The organism is Flavobacterium sp. SORGH_AS_0622 (assembly GCF_030818825.1).
Lineage (GTDB): Bacteria > Bacteroidota > Bacteroidia > Flavobacteriales > Flavobacteriaceae > Flavobacterium.
On sequence record NZ_JAUTAX010000001.1, the window covers coordinates 5094718 to 5111624 of the forward strand.

The 16907-nt window shown below is 31.4% G+C and carries 13 protein-coding genes; 2 read left to right on the top strand and 11 right to left on the bottom strand.

What is annotated here, in order from left to right; translation table 11 throughout:
- Positions 1-35: 35 nt before the first annotated feature.
- From QE431_RS21810 to QE431_RS21840, 7 genes are all read right to left on the bottom strand, one after another.
- Positions 36-797 carry a hypothetical protein gene (locus tag QE431_RS21810; protein WP_307300243.1) on the bottom strand — a complete coding sequence of 254 codons (762 nt, stop codon included), beginning with the start codon at positions 795-797 and terminating at the stop codon, positions 36-38.
- A gap of 76 nt (positions 798-873) precedes the next feature.
- Positions 874-3153 carry a helix-turn-helix domain-containing protein gene (locus QE431_RS21815; protein ID WP_307300246.1) on the bottom strand — a complete coding sequence of 760 codons (2280 nt, stop codon included), beginning with the start codon at positions 3151-3153 and terminating at the stop codon, positions 874-876.
- Between the two features lie 101 nt (positions 3154-3254).
- Complete coding sequence (locus tag QE431_RS21820; RefSeq protein ID WP_057115446.1) at positions 3255-3839, bottom strand: OmpH family outer membrane protein; 585 nt, start codon at positions 3837-3839, stop codon at positions 3255-3257.
- 224 nt (positions 3840-4063) lie between these two features.
- Positions 4064-4912: a bifunctional 2-polyprenyl-6-hydroxyphenol methylase/3-demethylubiquinol 3-O-methyltransferase UbiG gene (locus QE431_RS21825; RefSeq protein ID WP_307300249.1), complete on the bottom strand. Its 849-nt coding sequence runs from the start codon at positions 4910-4912 to the stop codon at positions 4064-4066.
- A 326-nt stretch (positions 4913-5238) separates the two neighbouring features.
- Positions 5239-7110 (bottom strand): tRNA uridine-5-carboxymethylaminomethyl(34) synthesis enzyme MnmG, encoded by a 1872-nt coding sequence (gene mnmG / locus QE431_RS21830; protein ID WP_307300252.1) that lies wholly within the window; start codon positions 7108-7110, stop codon positions 5239-5241.
- A 607-nt stretch (positions 7111-7717) separates the two neighbouring features.
- Positions 7718-8137 (bottom strand): rRNA maturation RNase YbeY, encoded by a 420-nt coding sequence (gene ybeY / locus QE431_RS21835; protein WP_134138785.1) that lies wholly within the window; start codon positions 8135-8137, stop codon positions 7718-7720.
- Complete coding sequence (locus QE431_RS21840) at positions 8134-11544, bottom strand: DUF4175 family protein (RefSeq protein WP_307300255.1); 3411 nt, start codon at positions 11542-11544, stop codon at positions 8134-8136. The genes ybeY and QE431_RS21840 overlap by 4 nt, the downstream gene beginning before the upstream one ends.
- A gap of 163 nt (positions 11545-11707) precedes the next feature.
- Here QE431_RS21840 and gltX point away from each other — a divergent pair, with 163 nt between their 5' ends.
- Both gltX and QE431_RS21850 read left to right on the top strand, forming a co-directional pair.
- Entirely contained in the window at positions 11708-13213 is a 1506-nt protein-coding gene (gene gltX / locus QE431_RS21845; protein WP_307300257.1) for a glutamate--tRNA ligase, read from the top strand.
- A gap of 133 nt (positions 13214-13346) precedes the next feature.
- On the top strand, positions 13347-14330 hold the full coding sequence (locus QE431_RS21850; protein WP_057115451.1) for an SPFH domain-containing protein: 984 nt from the start codon (positions 13347-13349) through the stop codon (positions 14328-14330).
- Between the two features lie 20 nt (positions 14331-14350).
- Here the strand turns inward: QE431_RS21850 and QE431_RS21855 are convergent, their stop codons facing one another.
- The 4 genes from QE431_RS21855 to QE431_RS21870 form a co-directional block, all read right to left on the bottom strand.
- A complete protein-coding gene (locus QE431_RS21855) occupies positions 14351-14605 on the bottom strand; it encodes a DUF6327 family protein (protein ID WP_281867003.1) in 255 nt (84 codons plus the stop codon).
- Positions 14606-14610: 5 nt separating this feature from the next.
- Complete coding sequence (locus tag QE431_RS21860; protein WP_134138790.1) at positions 14611-14961, bottom strand: competence protein; 351 nt, start codon at positions 14959-14961, stop codon at positions 14611-14613.
- Positions 14962-15045: 84 nt separating this feature from the next.
- Complete coding sequence (locus QE431_RS21865) at positions 15046-15372, bottom strand: YtxH domain-containing protein (RefSeq protein WP_057115454.1); 327 nt, start codon at positions 15370-15372, stop codon at positions 15046-15048.
- Between the two features lie 80 nt (positions 15373-15452).
- Complete coding sequence (locus QE431_RS21870) at positions 15453-15932, bottom strand: hypothetical protein (RefSeq protein WP_281867005.1); 480 nt, start codon at positions 15930-15932, stop codon at positions 15453-15455.
- Between the last annotated feature and the right edge of the window lie 975 nt (positions 15933-16907).

Consider the following 16907-nt stretch of genomic DNA (forward strand, 5'->3'; position numbering starts at 1 on the left):
AGCCTAATTCGTTATGAATTAGGCTTTTTTAATGTTTATCGTGAAACAATTTTTGCATCTTGTGATAGAATTTTTTTCTCGGCTTGATATACAATTAACGCCGCAGGCGCCGAATTTTTTTCGCCCAAAACGATAAAATGACATTCATATCTAAAATCACCTTTTTTAAATTCGTAATGATGATTCCCTCCTGTTCCATCGGCAAAGAAAACTCCATTTTCAATTACTAAATCTGGCTTGTCTGTCATTTTTTGTTTGATTGACCAAGAAGCGTAGCGATATTTGCCATTTCCTAAATCATCGATTCTGATTCGAAATTTTGACGTTTCTAAAACCGCAACAGGTTGTTTGAAATCTGAAATCGAACTGTTTACATTTTTTTTCTGAGAAGCAATCAGCGAATTTTTTAATTTTTTCTCTGCTTCTGACTGGTAATTTATGCTGATGATTTTTCCATCAGTATCAATCCACAAATCTCCTTGATTCAGCATAATTCCTCTCCAACCCATTTCCGACCAATCTTTTGCAGGATCTGATTTGCTAATTTTTTCAACTAAAATCGGGTCGAAAATTTGATCGTATTTTTTAACAAAATCTGTTTTATTTTTTATCGCTGGAATTGGATAATCTCTTTTTAATGGAAATTTTATCCGATTTGAAACGGCAGTTTTATTACCGCTTTTTACTTCTGAAATAAATTTTGAAACAAATTTTTGGTATTCAGATTTCAAATCCTGTGCGCTCATGCTCAAAGCACAAAACATAAAATAAATTAAAAACAATCTGACTATTTTCATATCAAAATAATTTAATGCGTTATAAATAAGTATTTTGAAAAACGAAAATGATGTTTCACGTGGGACGTCTCGAAAATCAATTAATGCTGGCTTTGAACATTTTTAGTTCATCCCAGGTAAATTCATCTCCATGTTTTTCTTTCAAACCGCTTAGAGATTCTTCTTGATAAAACTCAAACGCTTCTCGCAAAGCCAAAATTTTATCATAAGGTAAAACATCCGTTATTTCAATTTTCTTCGCTTGGATAAGTCTTATCAAATGCCCTTCTATAGTTTGAACATTCAATTTACGCATTCTTGCGATATCTTCAACAGAATTTTTCTCCAGCCACAAATCGTACGTTTCTTCTACTGTTGTTTTTTTAGCCGTTTTAAGCTCATTTTTATCTGCTTTAGCTGGTTTGTATCGAACAACTGGTTCTTCGGTTCTAAAAATGTCTGTATTTGTTATTTTAAGCTCATCACGAATCCTTTCGGCTTTATTGCTTTTATAATTTCTAATAAATGGAGATGAAAGCTTTTCTTTGGAGATTGCTTCGCCAGAAACCATAACTTCGATCAACAGTTTTGCTTTCAATAATCTCAAAACTGCTTTTGTCTGCAGATCTTCTAAAAAATGAAGCTCTTCATAAAACTCTTTTACTTTTTTAAATTTTTGGATTTCAGCAATTTTATAAATCAAGTCATCGACCAATTTGTCCATTGGTTTGAAAAAATAATCATAGGCCGCTTCTACCCTTTCTTTCACAAAAAATAAATCAACCGTTTCTTTGCTGAAAATTTTATTCAGCTGAATGATGAATTTCTGCGAAGGCTCTAAAAGCTGTTCGATTGTGTCTAGACGCTTATGTGCCCAAACGGTATGCTTTGATTTTTCTGAACCTGCTGCATTTTCGTTATAACTAAAACGATGATTGCGCCACTCCTGCGCGAGTTCTGTCCAATTAAAACTGTTTATCAAATAGTTATGAATAAAATTCTTGGTTTCAAAATGCAGTGAGTTTTTCAAAACTTCTTCTGTTGCTTTGTTCAAAGCATAATCCATCACATCTTGATCGTTCGAAATGCCATTCATCTGCATCGGAGAAAGCAAAATAAGCCCGTTTAACGAACGCAAACGCGAAAGTGCAACATAGGCTTGTCCCGGCAGAAAAACTTGCGATACATCGAGCGCAGCTTTGTCGAAAGTTAAACCTTGACTTTTGTGAACCGTAATCGCCCAAGCAAGTTTGATGGGATAATGCGCAAATGTGCCCAAAACTTCTTCTTCGATTTCTTTTGTCTGTTCGTTGACTTTGTACCGAATATTTTTCCATTCGTACTTTTCCACTTCAAGTGTCATATTCTCTTCTGGAAAATGAACAAAGATTTCCTCGTCTGAAAGTGATTTGATTACACCCATTTTTCCGTTGAAATATCTTTTTTCGAAAGACAAATCATTCTTAACGAACATGATTTGTGCTCCGACTTTCAATTTTAATTCTTCTTCGACTGGGAAAATCTTTTCTGGAAAATCGCCCACAACAAACGGCGTGTATATATACTCTTTACCATTTAAATCATTGATTGACTGTGAGTTAATAGAATCTGCCTTAGCGTTATGCGTTGTAAGCGTTATGTAGCCTTTGTTTTCCTTGAAATCAAAATCGGGCTTAACATATTGATTTAGAACCGCAACGTCTTCTGGTGTAATCTGGTTATTTCGCAGATTATTCAAAACCGAAATAAAAGTATCGTCTGTCTGGCGATAAATTTTAGACAACTCGATATAAATCGGCGGATTGAGCTGCAACACATGCGAATGAAAAAAGAATTTTCCTCGATAGTAATTTTTCAAAGTTCTCCACTCTTCATCGCGAATAACCGGCGGTAACTGTAATAAATCTCCAATAAATAAAACTTGAACACCTCCAAAAGCTTGGCTGTTTCGTCGCACAGACTGCATCATAAAATCGACTGCATCCAATAAATCTGCGCGAAGCATACTGACTTCATCAATTATCAGAAGCTCCATATTTCGAATTACATTTCTTTTGACGTTATTCATCTTAAAATGACGGCGAAGCGATTCTTTATTTTCAAACTTAACCGTGTCTGTAAATTGCGCATTCCCCTCGTAAGACGGAATAAAGGCTGAAAAAGGAAGTTGAAACATCGAGTGAATTGTTACTCCACCTGCATTCAAGGCAGCGATTCCTGTTGGAGCTACAACCACTGTATTTTTGTGTGTTGTGGCAATAATTTCGCGTAAAAGCGTAGTTTTTCCTGTTCCTGCCTTACCAGTAAGGAAAATAGATTTTTGCGTCTGATTGATGAATTGTAAAGTGTAAGCTGCCGCTTCTGAAACGTTTTGCATTGGGCTTGTATTAAAAAATAAAATTACCGCATTTTTATAAAAAGAAAAAACCTAAATCTTAGTGGATTTAGGTTTTCAGTAATTTAGTTAGTTTGGTAGTTTTATTTTTTTGCTTCGCCTTCTTTAGCTTCAGCTGCTGGTTTTGCATCTGTTTTTGGCTCTGCTTTATATTTATCATTTAATGCTTTAATAATATCTTTTGTAATATCATATTTATCTTCAGCATACAAAATACTTGCAGCATCTCCAGTGCCGTAGATGTAAGAATAACCGTTTTTCTTTCCGTAATCTTTGATGAATTTTTTAACTCCACTAACAAGAGAATCCATTTCTACACCACTTTCTTGTTGTAATTGTTGTGCTAGTGCTTGTTGAGCATATCCTAATTGCTGCTCTCTTTTTTGCAATTCAGCACCTCTTTGCTGTGCCCATGCTTGACCATTAGCCTGCGCTTGACTTTGAAAATTAGCAGCGTCTTGTTTAAAACGTGAAATTTCAGCTTGTAATTGTCTTCCTTTTTCTTCCGCTTGAGCTTTGTATTTTGCCTCTAAATCTTTTGCCTCAGTGTACTCTTTCATCAAAACCGAAGTATCCACGTAAGCTGTTTTTACTTCCTTTACCTCTGCTGTTTTATTACAAGAAACTGCGAAAACTGAAAGTGCGATAATAACTAATGCTTTTTTCATTTTTTTTAATTCTATTTTTTAAGTATTGAAGACAAAAATATAAAAAAATCAATAGCATCAGCATAAAGTTTAAAAAATGCGCAAATTTTATGATATTGTTTTTATTTATTGAAAAAATATTTACAATAAACTGACACTATTAGAATAAAATCGCATTTTTTACGATTTTTTTTAATCTAAAAAAGCCATCTCACCCATCGAGGGCAAAATAGCTTTATAAAATCTTATTTATTTTTCAACACGTAAATGTGTGACGAAAATTCGTTTGTTTTTTTAGCTTTCCAATTTGATTTCAAACCAATGAAAAATGCTTTGATGTAATTCATCTTTCCTGTTTTGTATTTTTCTGATAAAAGACTCACGTAAAATGAATCAAACTTCATTGGAAGTATTTTTTCTAATTTCATATCTACTCTTTCAAAAAGCAGCTGAATTGATTTTTTTGAAAAATGCCAAAAGTGAATTGGCACATCATAAGCTGCCCAAAAAGTTTGATAATGATTTGCGTCAAACGATTTGTAATTTGGAACCGCAACAATTAATGTTCCAGTTGGTTTTAGTAAACGTTTCAATTCTTGAATCTGAAATTCTAAATTTGGCACGTGTTCTAAAACATGCCACATTGTAATCACGTCTAATGAATTATTTTCTAAACTGCTTATTTCTTCCACAAATAAAATTCCTTTTTGTTTGGCAATATTCTTTGCTCTTTCGCTTGGTTCAACTCCAATTGTTTCCCAGCCATTATTTTTTGCTGTTAAAAGAAAATCTCCAGTTCCAGCTCCAATATCCAGAAGTTTACCTTTTTTAGGCTGTTCACAATTAATTAAATTCAATTTGTTTTGAAGTGCAATATTTTTTACAAAATGATAAGCTTTTTCAAATAATGAACGTTTGTTATCTGTATGCGAAATATAATCTTCGCTTTCGTAGTATTTTCCTAAATTTTGAAGTTCGGGTTGTGGAGAAGTAATTAGCATATCTAATTCTTCATCATAATACAAATCAAAAATTTCTTTTGAAACAGAATGGTCTTTTACAGTTAGAAAGTATTTTTTGTTTAAAACGTTCATTTTTAAATTTTATAGATATTGGGTTTAATTTATAGCAAATCCTAAAAACGAAATTTTATCGCTTTTAGGATTTTTAGTTTTTTTATTTTATTCTTTTAAATTCTTTTCGTTCTCACGAGATTAATATTCAACATAATTGCAAATCTTATTTTGCACAAGTTTTAGAAAATATTACACTCGAAAAGATGTCTTTTTCAGATTGTGAAACGATAAATTAGATTATTTATTTTGTAAAAGGTTTCACGTGGAACATTTCATATTTTAGATTTATAATATAAATTAAAAAACTAAAATCTAAAATCAACAATCTGAAATATAAAATTAGACTACCTTCCCATATAAATCAAAAGCACAGAAATATCACTTGGTGATACCCCGCTTATTCTTGAAGCTTGAGAAATTGTCACAGGACGTATCTTGCTTAATTTTTGTTTTGCTTCAATTGACATTGATTTAATTTTGTTATAGTCAAAATTCTCTGGAATCTTTACTTCTTCTAAACGATTTAGTTTATCAGCATTATTTCTTTCTTTCTCAATATAACCAGAATATTTTACTTGAATAACTGCTTGCTCAACAATTTCTTCATCCAAATCATTTTCTTGAATATATGATGCGACTTTTTCAAATTTCACCATGTCCTCTAATTCAACTTGTGGACGAGAGAAAATTTTAAACATTTTATCTCCTTGTGTAATTGGAGCAGATTCTTTTGTCTCCAAAATTGGATTTGTTTCTGCAACACTAACACTTGTTTCTTTGAAGAACGAAACCATCTTTTCAGATTCGTTTAATTTCTGTTCCATTCTGCGTAAACGATCCTCAGAAGCTAAACCAATTTCATACGACATTGGAGTCAATCTGAAATCGGCATTATCTTGACGCAACAATGTTCTATATTCTGCTCTAGATGTAAACATACGATATGGTTCTTCAGTTCCTTTGGTAATTAAGTCATCAATTAGAACTCCAATATACGCTTCATCACGTTTTAAAATCAACGGATCTTTTTCGTGCACTTTTAAATGCGCATTTATTCCAGCCATCAAACCTTGAGAAGCTGCTTCTTCATATCCAGTTGTTCCATTTATTTGTCCAGCAAAATATAATCCCTCTACCAACTTTGTTTCCAAAGTATGTTTCAATTGTGTTGGCGGAAAGAAATCATATTCGATAGCATAACCAGGTCTAAAGAATTTTACATTCTCAAAACCTGCTACAGAACGAAGCGCTTTAAACTGAATATCCTCAGGAAGCGAAGTTGAAAATCCGTTTACATAAACTTCACAAGTATTCCATCCTTCTGGTTCAACAAATAATTGATGACGCTCTTTATCTGCAAAACGATTTATTTTATCTTCAATCGAAGGACAATATCTCGGACCTAAACTTTTGATTCTTCCGTTGAACATTGGAGAACGATCAAAACCTTCTCTTAAAATATCATGAACATTCAACGAAGTGTAAGTCATGTAACAAGAACGCTGATGTGTTAATGGAGCTGTCACATCTGAATACGAAAATTTAGATGGCTTCGCATCTCCTTTTTCTTCATTCATTTTAGAATAATCTAAAGAACGTCCATCTACTCGAGGTGGCGTTCCTGTTTTCATTCTTCCAGCTTCAAAACCTGCTTTAATCAAATCCTCGGTAATTCCAGTCGCAGCACTTTCGCCTGCTCTTCCTCCTCCGAATTGTTTTTCTCCAATATGAATTAAACCATTCAAAAAAGTACCATTTGTCAAAACCACAGATTTGGAACGAATCTCCACACCAAGTGAAGTTCTAATTCCTTTTATCTTTCCATTCTCAATAATCAGTCCTTTTACCATTTCTTGGTAGAAATCAAGATTTGGAGTTCCCTCCAACATCATTCTCCATTCCTCAGCAAAACGCATTCTGTCACTTTGAACTCTCGGCGACCACATTGCAGGTCCTTTTGATTTATTCAACATTTTAAATTGAATTGCCGTTCTATCCGAAACAATTCCCGAATATCCACCAAGCGCGTCAATTTCTCGAACGATCTGTCCTTTTGCAATTCCTCCCATCGCAGGATTACAAGACATTTGTGCAATGTTTTGCAAACTCATTGTAACCAATAAAGTTTTCGATCCCAAATTTGCAGCCGCAGCCGCAGCTTCAGAACCAGCATGGCCTGCACCCACCACAATAACATCGTATTCTTCTAAAAACATTTTGTTTTATTATTCTCCAAAAACCTCTAACGCGGTTTTTAGAATTACATTTATATTTTCCTTGTTCCACGTGGAACGCATATTTAATTTTCAATCTATAAAATTCCAAATTCCAAAACTGGAGTCTTCAAACCCGAATCTTCAAAATAGAATCTTCAAAATAGAATCTTCAAAATAGAATCTTCAAAATAGAATCTTCAAAATAGAATCTTCAAAATAGAATCTTCAAAATAGAATCTTCAAAATAGAATCTTCAAAATAGAATCTTCAAAATAGAATCTTCAAAACAGAATCTTCAAAACAGAATCTTCAAAACAGAATCTTCAAAATAGAACTTCAAATCCATACTTTCAAAATACAATCTTTAAAACGAAATGTTTCACGTGAAACATTTCCTAAACTTCCATTCTCTACTTCTAAAAACCTATCAAGAATCATGTTCCACGTGGAACGATTTATTGTTTTATTGAATTCATTACTTTATGTTCCACGTGGAACGTTATAAAAAACTTTCATTTCCTATAAACATGTTTCACGTGGAACGTTCTTAAAAATTAAAAACCACAACGTTTCACGTGGAACATTGAAAAATAAAAAAGAGATTTAATTACTGTTCCACGTGAAACATCTTCATCTTTTCTTCTTCCTTTGCTCTCATTAATTGAGCATCTTCTTCTGTTTTGTCTTTGTAACCGCAGTAATGAAGTATTCCATGAGAAAGTACTCTTTTCAATTCTTCAGCAAACGAAACATTGAAGTCTTTAGCATTGTCTGCAACACGTTCTACAGATACAAAAATATCTCCATTTAACTCGTTGCCAACAGTATAGTCAAAACTAATAATATCTGTAAGTGTATCGTGATCTAGATATTCAACATTGATCTTATGTAGATATTCATCATCACAAAATATATAATTGATCTCTCCTTCTTTTTTCTTTTCAGAAACAATCACAGCACTAAGCCAGTCACTAAAAGCCTGCTCGTCTCCTAAAGTAAAATCAGTTTCGTAATTAAAATTTATCATTTTGTATTAAAGTATTCTTGAACTTTTTGATTAAAATTCGAGCGCAAAGGTAGTGATTGTCTGTTTAATATCTCTACACTGTTTAAATATTCCAATAATGAACTTGGTAAAACATTCGAACGATTACTAAATTCAGCTTTATTGGTTTCAGATTGCCTTTGTGTATCTTGTCCTTGTTGCTGAACTGCGTTGTTTAGTTTCCATAATTCTTGTTGAATATTTAAGATACGCTGCAGGTTTTCATTCTTAAATCCTTTATTTAAAATTTGCTTTTCTGATTGCTTCATCTGATCGATTACAGATTTGCCTTGAGAATCTAAACCTTTCTTCGCTAATTCTTTTTGTAAAGCTTCACGAAGTTTAACCTGTTCTTTGTATATCTCCATTATAGCTTCTGCATCTCCTTCTCCATCTTCACCTTCATTTCCATTCTTATCTCCCTTTTCTCCTTTACCGCTTTTTCCATCTTTACCAGAAGAACCTTTATCACCGCTTTTGTTACCTTGCCCTTCTTTACCCTGACCTTCTTTTCCTTTTCCACTTTGTCCTTGACCAGACTTTCCTTCTTGACCTTCCCCCGGTTTATCACCAGGCTTTTGACCTGGTTTCATTCCTTCTTTCATTTTATCAGCAAGTCCTTTTTGTTTCTGAATAATATCTGGTAGTTGCATCCCTTGACCATCTCCTGGTTTAGGTTTTCCCGCTCCCGGTTTAGACATGGACATCTGCATATTATTCAATAAATCACTCAAGAAATCAGCTAACTTATTCGCAGATGAAACTGCATATTGCTGGTGTGAAACTCCTCTTGGAATTTGAACATCGGTTAGAGTTTCTATAGCTTTATCCATGTTATATTGTACGTTGCCAATTTCTTTGGTTACGTCTTCAGCTACTTTTGGATTACGTAGTGAAAGTGCAAACAAACTATCATCAACATGTCTGAATTGTTGTTTTAAATTCTGCTGAATTTTAATATTTTTTGTAAATGCAGATGAACCTAATTTCATAGATTTAAACTGTTTCATTACATCTTCTTGTGATAAAGAATATGCTAAAAGGTTGTCTAGAATCTGACGAAGCATTGCTACATCTTCTTCCATCTGTTCTTGCTCGCCGCCTTCCATTTCGCTCTGCATTTCCTGAGCCATGCTTTTCATTTTCTTTGAAGCACTTTTCTGTTTTGGCTTAGCCGAAGAAGTATTCTTTTTACTTAATTCTTCTGAAGCTTTTTGAAGATCATTATCTACATCTTTCTCTTTTGAAGCATCAGATGGAATATCCAAAGGTTTCTTCAAAGTCTTATTTTCCTCTTTCAAATCTTTTAAATCTTCTTGAATCTTATCAAAAGATTTATTGATTTCATCTTGTTTTTCTTTAGTGTTTTCTTTCTCTTTATTAGATAACTGTTCCTGTTGTTCTGACAGTTTATTTAGTTTCTCAGCAACTTGTTCTGCTTTCTTAGAAACATAAAAACGCTTGGTCAACTCAACCAATTGTTCTAAATTACGAGATTGGTTTTTGCTTATTTGTTTGAACTTTTCCATCTTATCAAACAATTCTTCACTGTTTAATTTATCGTTTAAGTTCTTCAATTCGTCTAATAATTTCTGATTCTTTTCTAAATCTTTTTGTGCATTATCTAAACGTTTTTGTAAATCTTCAGCCGTTTTATCTTTCTTATCATCCTTAAATTTATCTAAGTTCTGATTCATTTTTTCAGAAAACTGTTTCATCATTTCGTCTTGTTGTTTCTGACGTTTGATAAAATCATTGATCTTCTGCTGATCTTTAAACTCTAAATTATCTTTCTCTTTTCCGGTATTTTGAAGCTTATCCATTTCTGAAATCTGCTTGTTTTGGTTCTTCAAAGATTTAGATAAACTATTAATGTTTTGATTTTGCTGTTGCAATTCTTGATCTTGAATCTCCTCTGTTGTAGCTACTCGATCTGAAAACGTTGAAGACTTTGTACTCTTAAAACCATGTGGCGCATCATTATCAAAAACTTCAAAATAGTATTCGTATGAAACTCCTTCTTCTACTGGAAGGTTACTCGGAAAATTAAAAACAAACTGATCAAATACACCAGCCTTTACCGGAATGTTTCCACGTTTAGCAGACTGAGGTTTGTTACGTTCGTAGTATACAATTTGTAGTTTTGAAAGTCCGTAATCATCACCTAATCTTCCTAAAATATAGTTCTTATCCAGCTTTAAACTGTCTGGTGCTGGACCAACATTGATGGTTGGATATTGATCTTTAATAACAGATAGCTGATAGTCTAATTTCTCGTAGTTTTTAACCTTATCATTTGACGTAAGAATTTGATATTCTGTATTTTGACTAATATTTTTAGCCAATTTAAAGTCATTTTCTATCTTATTAAATCTAAAAACTTCATTATTTCTTTTCCATATAATTTCTTGAGTTGATTTGGTATTCATTTTCCAAGTTACTGTTGTTCCCTCTGGTACAATTGCGTTTCCAGTTCCCTGAATTGTCTCAGATTTTTTCTTTAAGTAAGAAGGAAAATTTAAAACCATTTCGAAGTTTGCAATAGATGGAACTGTAATAACTTTCAATTCATATTCTTGAGAAGTAACATTATTTCCTTCAAAAGAAAAGCTAATATCTTCTGCTGGTTTTTCAACTTTAAATTCAAACTTTCCTGGCTGTGAAGATTCCATAAAATAACTTTCATCACCAATATGGATCATGACATTTTCTGGAACAACATTCCCAACTGATTCCATTTTGATCACGAAATCTTTGTTTTGTTCTGCTTGTAAATTAGAATTTAAAACGACAAATTTAAAAGGAGCCGGTGGCAAAAATGCAGAATTGAAATGCACTACTCTATTCAAACTCTGCGAAATTATATTGCTATTTCCAGAAATATAAAACACTGCAAAAAGCAAAACTGGAACTAATGCTAATGGCAGATATTTTTTATTGGCTTTAAAATTAATGGCATTTCCAAAAGGAATTGGCTGTAAAGAATTTGCTTTTTGTTCTATTGAAGCCAAAACCAATTCAGAACTTTCAGCATTATTATCAGCTGATAATTGTAAAAAGTTAGTCAACTTATCACTTACTTCTGTGAAATGGTTTCCAATAATTTTAGATGCCTGAGTATAATCTATTCCTTTTTGAAGTTTAAATAATTTAAACAAAGGGAAAATAATTAATCTAACCAGAAGGAAAACTTCAACTGCAATAAATAACCAGAATAGAAAAGTTCTTCCTAAAGGTTTTAACCATAGAAAGTACTCTACGAAAAGCGTAAATAAAAAATACAATAATCCAAAACCAGTAAAAAGAAGCATTCCTTTTATCAGTTCGTTGGTATAATATTTCTTAATGAAAGCCTCGAGCTTCTGGTATATAGCAGATGTTGTTTTCAAAATAAATCTGTTTTGATTATAACCTATAAAAGTAGTAATTATAAAGATTCAAATTCCAAAAAATTAAATTCCAAATTCCAACTATTCACTGTGTTTGGAATTTGGAATTTTAAAAAATTGGGATTTATCTAAAGTTGTATCTTTGCATCAAAATTTTAAACAAATGTCAAAGCAAGTTCGCGTGCGTTTTGCACCAAGTCCAACTGGACCATTACATATTGGCGGAGTTCGTACTGCCCTATTTAATTATTTATTTGCAAAAAAACATAACGGTGTTTTTTATCTTCGAATTGAAGATACAGATCAGACCCGTTTTGTTCCAGGTGCAGAGGCTTACATTATGGAAGCACTTGAATGGTTAGGAATTGCTCCTGAAGAAACTGTAGGGAAAAATGAAAAATTTGGTCCATACAGACAAAGCGAACGTAAAGATTTGTACCAGCAATATGCAGATCAATTAATAAATTCTGGCTGGGCTTATTATGCTTTTGATACTTCTGAAGCTTTGGATGCACATAGAAAACAACACGAAGCTGAAGGAAAAACATTTATTTACAATCATCACAACCGTGAAAAATTAGATACTTCTTTAGTAATTTCTGCAGAAGAAACTGCTAAAAGAATTGCAAATGGCGAACATTATGTAATCCGTTTTAAAACTCCGGTTGATGAAACTTTACATTTGAAAGATATTATTCGCGGAGATGTGAAGTTTGAAACTAATCTTTTGGATGATAAAGTTTTGTTTAAAAGTGATGGAATGCCAACATACCATTTAGCAAATATTGTAGATGATCATTTGATGGAAACTTCACACGTTATTCGTGGCGAAGAATGGCTGCCATCTATGCCACTTCACGTTTTGTTATACAAAGCATTTGGTTGGGAAGCTCCAGAATTTGCTCATTTACCTTTGATTTTAAAACCAATTGGAAATGGTAAATTATCAAAAAGAGATGGTGATAAAATGGGATTCCCAGTATTTCCTTTAGAATGGAAAACTGAAGAAGGAGTTTCATCTGGTTACAGAGAAAAAGGATTTTTCCCAGAAGCGGTTGTCAACTTCCTGGCTTTATTAGGATGGAATGATGGAACTGATAAAGAATTATTTTCTTTAGAAGAATTAGCTCAATCTTTTGACTTGAACAGAGTGCATAAAGCTGGAGCTAAATTTGATCCGGAGAAAAACAAATGGTTCAATCACCAATATTTAGTAAAACAAAATGACGAGAATTTAGCTAAAGCCTTCACTCCTATTTTAGAAGAAAAAGGAATTGACATTTCTAAATATGACATCACAAGAATTGTTTCATTAATAAAAGAAAGAGCGCATTTTGTTTCTGAATTTTGGGATCTAACAGATTTCTTTTTCCAAGCTCCAACATCTTATGATGAAAAAGCAAGCAAGAACTGGAAAGAAGAAACTCCAGCTTTAATGCAGGAATTGATTTCTACTCTAGAATATATTGATGGTTTTGATTCTGCAAATATCGAAGCAATTGTAAAAGATTGGTTAACCAAAAACGAAATCGGAATGGGTAAAGTTATGCAGCCTTTCCGCTTAAGTTTGGTTGGAGCACTTAAAGGTCCTCACCTATTTGACATTGTTGAAATCATTGGAAAAGAAGAAACTATTTCGAGAATTCAGAAAGCGATAGCTACTTTATAATTAGAATTCGAATTAAAATTGAAACGCTAAGAAACATATCACAAATGTTCTTAGCGTTTTTTTAATGTCTAAAAATTTTATTTTAGAAGAATTTTCGTAATTTACCAAAATCATAAACATAAATTTTATAACCATGGGTACAGGATTAATTATCTTTTTAGTATTGGCATTCTTCATTTTCATGTCTTCTTTCTTTACAGTAAAACAACAGAGTTCTGTCATAATAGAAAGGTTCGGAAAATTTCAGAGTGTTAGAAATTCAGGATTACAACTTAAAATTCCGTTGGTAGATAGATTGGCCGGACGTGTAAATCTTAAAATCCAGCAATTAGATGTTATCATCGAAACTAAAACTAAAGACAACGTTTTTATTAAAATGAAAGTTTCAGTTCAGTTTAAAGTAATTCAAGACAAAGTGTATGATGCATTTTACAAACTAGAATATCCACACGATCAGATTACGGCTTACGTTTTTGACGTTGTCCGTGCCGAAGTTCCGAAACTAAAACTGGACGATGTTTTTGAAAGAAAAGATGATATTGCAATTGCGGTAAAAAGAGAATTGAATGAAGCAATGACTACTTACGGTTATGATATTATCAATACCTTGGTAACTGATATTGATCCAGATATCCAGGTAAAAAATGCAATGAACAGAATTAATGCTGCTGATAGAGAAAAAACTGCAGCAGAATTTGAAGCAGAAAGTTCAAGAATTAGAATCGTTGCAAAAGCAAAAGCAGAAGCAGAAAGTAAACGTTTACAAGGTCAAGGTATTGCAGATCAACGTCGTGAAATTGCTAGAGGTCTTGTAGAAAGTGTTGAAGTTTTGAACAATGTTGGAATTAATTCTCAAGAAGCATCTGCCTTAATTGTAGTTACACAACATTATGATACTCTACAATCTATCGGATCTGATACGAACTCTAACTTGATTCTTTTACCAAACTCACCACAAGCCGGAAGTGACATGTTGAATAATATGGTTGCTTCTTTTTCAGCTTCTAACCAAGTTGGCGAAATGATGAAGAAAAATAATAAAAAAGTAGAAAAACCAAAACAAATAAAACCTCAATCTGGTTATGAAGATGATATTCAACCAGATGTTCAACAATAATTGTAAAATAAAAAAGAGGCTTAACGGCCTCTTTTTTTATTGGTAAACCAATTGATAACAAATGGTATTATAGATTGAAGTATTTGCGGATACGAATTTTTAAAATAATCTGTATACGATGAAACAAATCCGTTTACTATATTTTGAGGAGTTATGCTTTCTTTTGTTCTCTGAAAACTTAAAACCAATTTCTGATAATTGATATCTTTTTCCAATTTTAAGATTTCTAAATCTCTGTCAATTTCAGCATAAGATGAGTATTTTTTCTTTTCCATAATTCTCAATCGTTAAAAAATATTTCTGAAAATTTTTCTAAAATTGGACCTTCAACCATTTTATCTTTTATAAAGAAAAGTAAAATAGTAAATAATAGATAAATCCCTCCTACTGCTAAAAATCCTAGAGCATTACTGCCTAACAAATCTCCAAAAGCATAAGCTGCTGCAAAAGATCCAAAAATCAAAACCATACTAAAACACAATAATATCAACGTGAATTTAAAAATTAAAGTTGTTGATTTCATTGCTACTTTAAAACCCCAAAGTTTATAATAGGCCAAATGACTGTCGATGTAAACTTTAGTCTGATCCTGAATTTTTTCGGTGTTTTCTTTTAATTCTTCAAAAGCCATAAATAGATTTTTAAAATAAAAAAAGCACAAAACTGTCTTATAAAAATAAGCAAGTTAAGTGCTTTTGGTACAAATTAATAGATTTTATTTTTGAAGTTTAGCGTTTTGTGCTTTTAAATCAGCCAATTTAGATTCTAAAAAAGTGATCACTTCTTCTGTCTTATGACTTACATTTGAAAGTAAATCATTCAAAGTTCCATCAAGATTTTTTGTTGCACCTGTGAATTTTTCACGTAGTACTTCAGAACTTGCTTCAAATGAATCCTGCAAATTATGTTTTGCATCATCAATTCCTTCTTTAATTTTAGCTCGGGTTTTTGATCCTTTTTCTGGAGCAAATAAAATCCCGATTGCCGCTCCTACTGCAGCACCAGCTAAAATTGCTGCAATTGTATTTGAATTATTAGACATAATATTTCTTTTTAAGTGATTAATAAAGATAGTTCTTTTTTAAAATGCTAAACAGTAAAATTCAAAATTTAACAATAGAATTAATACACATAAGTAACTGCTTCATATTTTCCATCACCTTTTTCAACAATACTCACAAAAGGAGAACCATTTGAAGCCGACTTAGATTTTATTCTCATAGCAGTTTGTTTCTGGTTTGCAATTGGCGGTTCACCTTTTGTCCTTGTCGAGACACCAGTAAAACTAGCAGCTTGCTTCAGTCCTATTGTCTTTTCCTGAGGCAGAACAGTTACCATTTTGTAATCGTCTTTTGAATCTACTATTATTTTATCAGAAATTTTTTGAGTTTGTTTGGTTTGCTTATTCGTAATTGATGAAACAGCATGTTTGCTAATTTTAATTTCTTCTGAACTTCCGTTTAGTGAATAATAAATTAAACCATTTTCGTTTTTTATGAAATTAACATCAAGTTGTTCACCATTATGTTTTGTAATTTGATGTGTTTGTGAAATTGCAACATTTGCAAATAACATTGCTAGCGTAAAATATAAAATTTTCATGATAATTAGATTTAAATTAAAAATGATCAGATTTGAAATTTAAAAACTAAAGCTTAACACAAATTCAACATTATGGAATTTTGTACATTATGATACAATTTGAAAAATACCTTTTACGCGAAATATTATCAGGATTACATCACAATAAAAATGAGAACATAAAATTGTCTTTTCAAGAAATCAATTTTGAAAATTTACTGTTGTAAAAATTTCGAGTTTTTAAAAACAATAAATTTCAGTTTAGTTTCTTTAACGGCAAATTTTAATTTTTATAAAAATCATCTCTGACTTTTGGTATTGAGTTAAAAATAGCAACTTTATAAACAATTGTATGTTAACAACCCGTTAAACTGACAAAAATAACAGCTAAAACTAAAATAAAGCTCATAAATAAACAATAAATCAAAAAACGAGTTACATATCAACTTGAATAAAAAAATGCGTTAAAATTAATTTATTTAAGCTATTTTTAATATATAAAAACTATAATAAATATGATTTTAATCAATTATATTAATTATTAAATTAAACTATCGTTTTAAAATTTTAATCATATTAATTTATATAATAAAAATCGGTTTTACATTATGAAAAAATAAAAAAGTTAGTAGAAGGTAAAAATTGGGTCAAAAAATTCAAAACTTAAAATAAGCAGCAAATTTCAATCAATTTAAAAAATAGGATTCTAGAGATGGATAAATTTAAAAAGCCTCTTATAATAAATTTATAAAGGTCACTTTTTATTTATAAAATCTATATTTTTTATTATACACATCAATTTTAATAATAATAAAAATAAATTATCATATATAAAATATCGATAAAACTATTTTATAATTTAAAATACACTAAAAAATTATACCAAAATTTCATTTAAAAATTTTTAAAGAAAAAAATCTGGTTCAAAAAACGTAAAATAGGTAGTAAAAAAAGTAAAATTTAAAATAAAGACTTTTAATAAAAGATCTTTTAAAA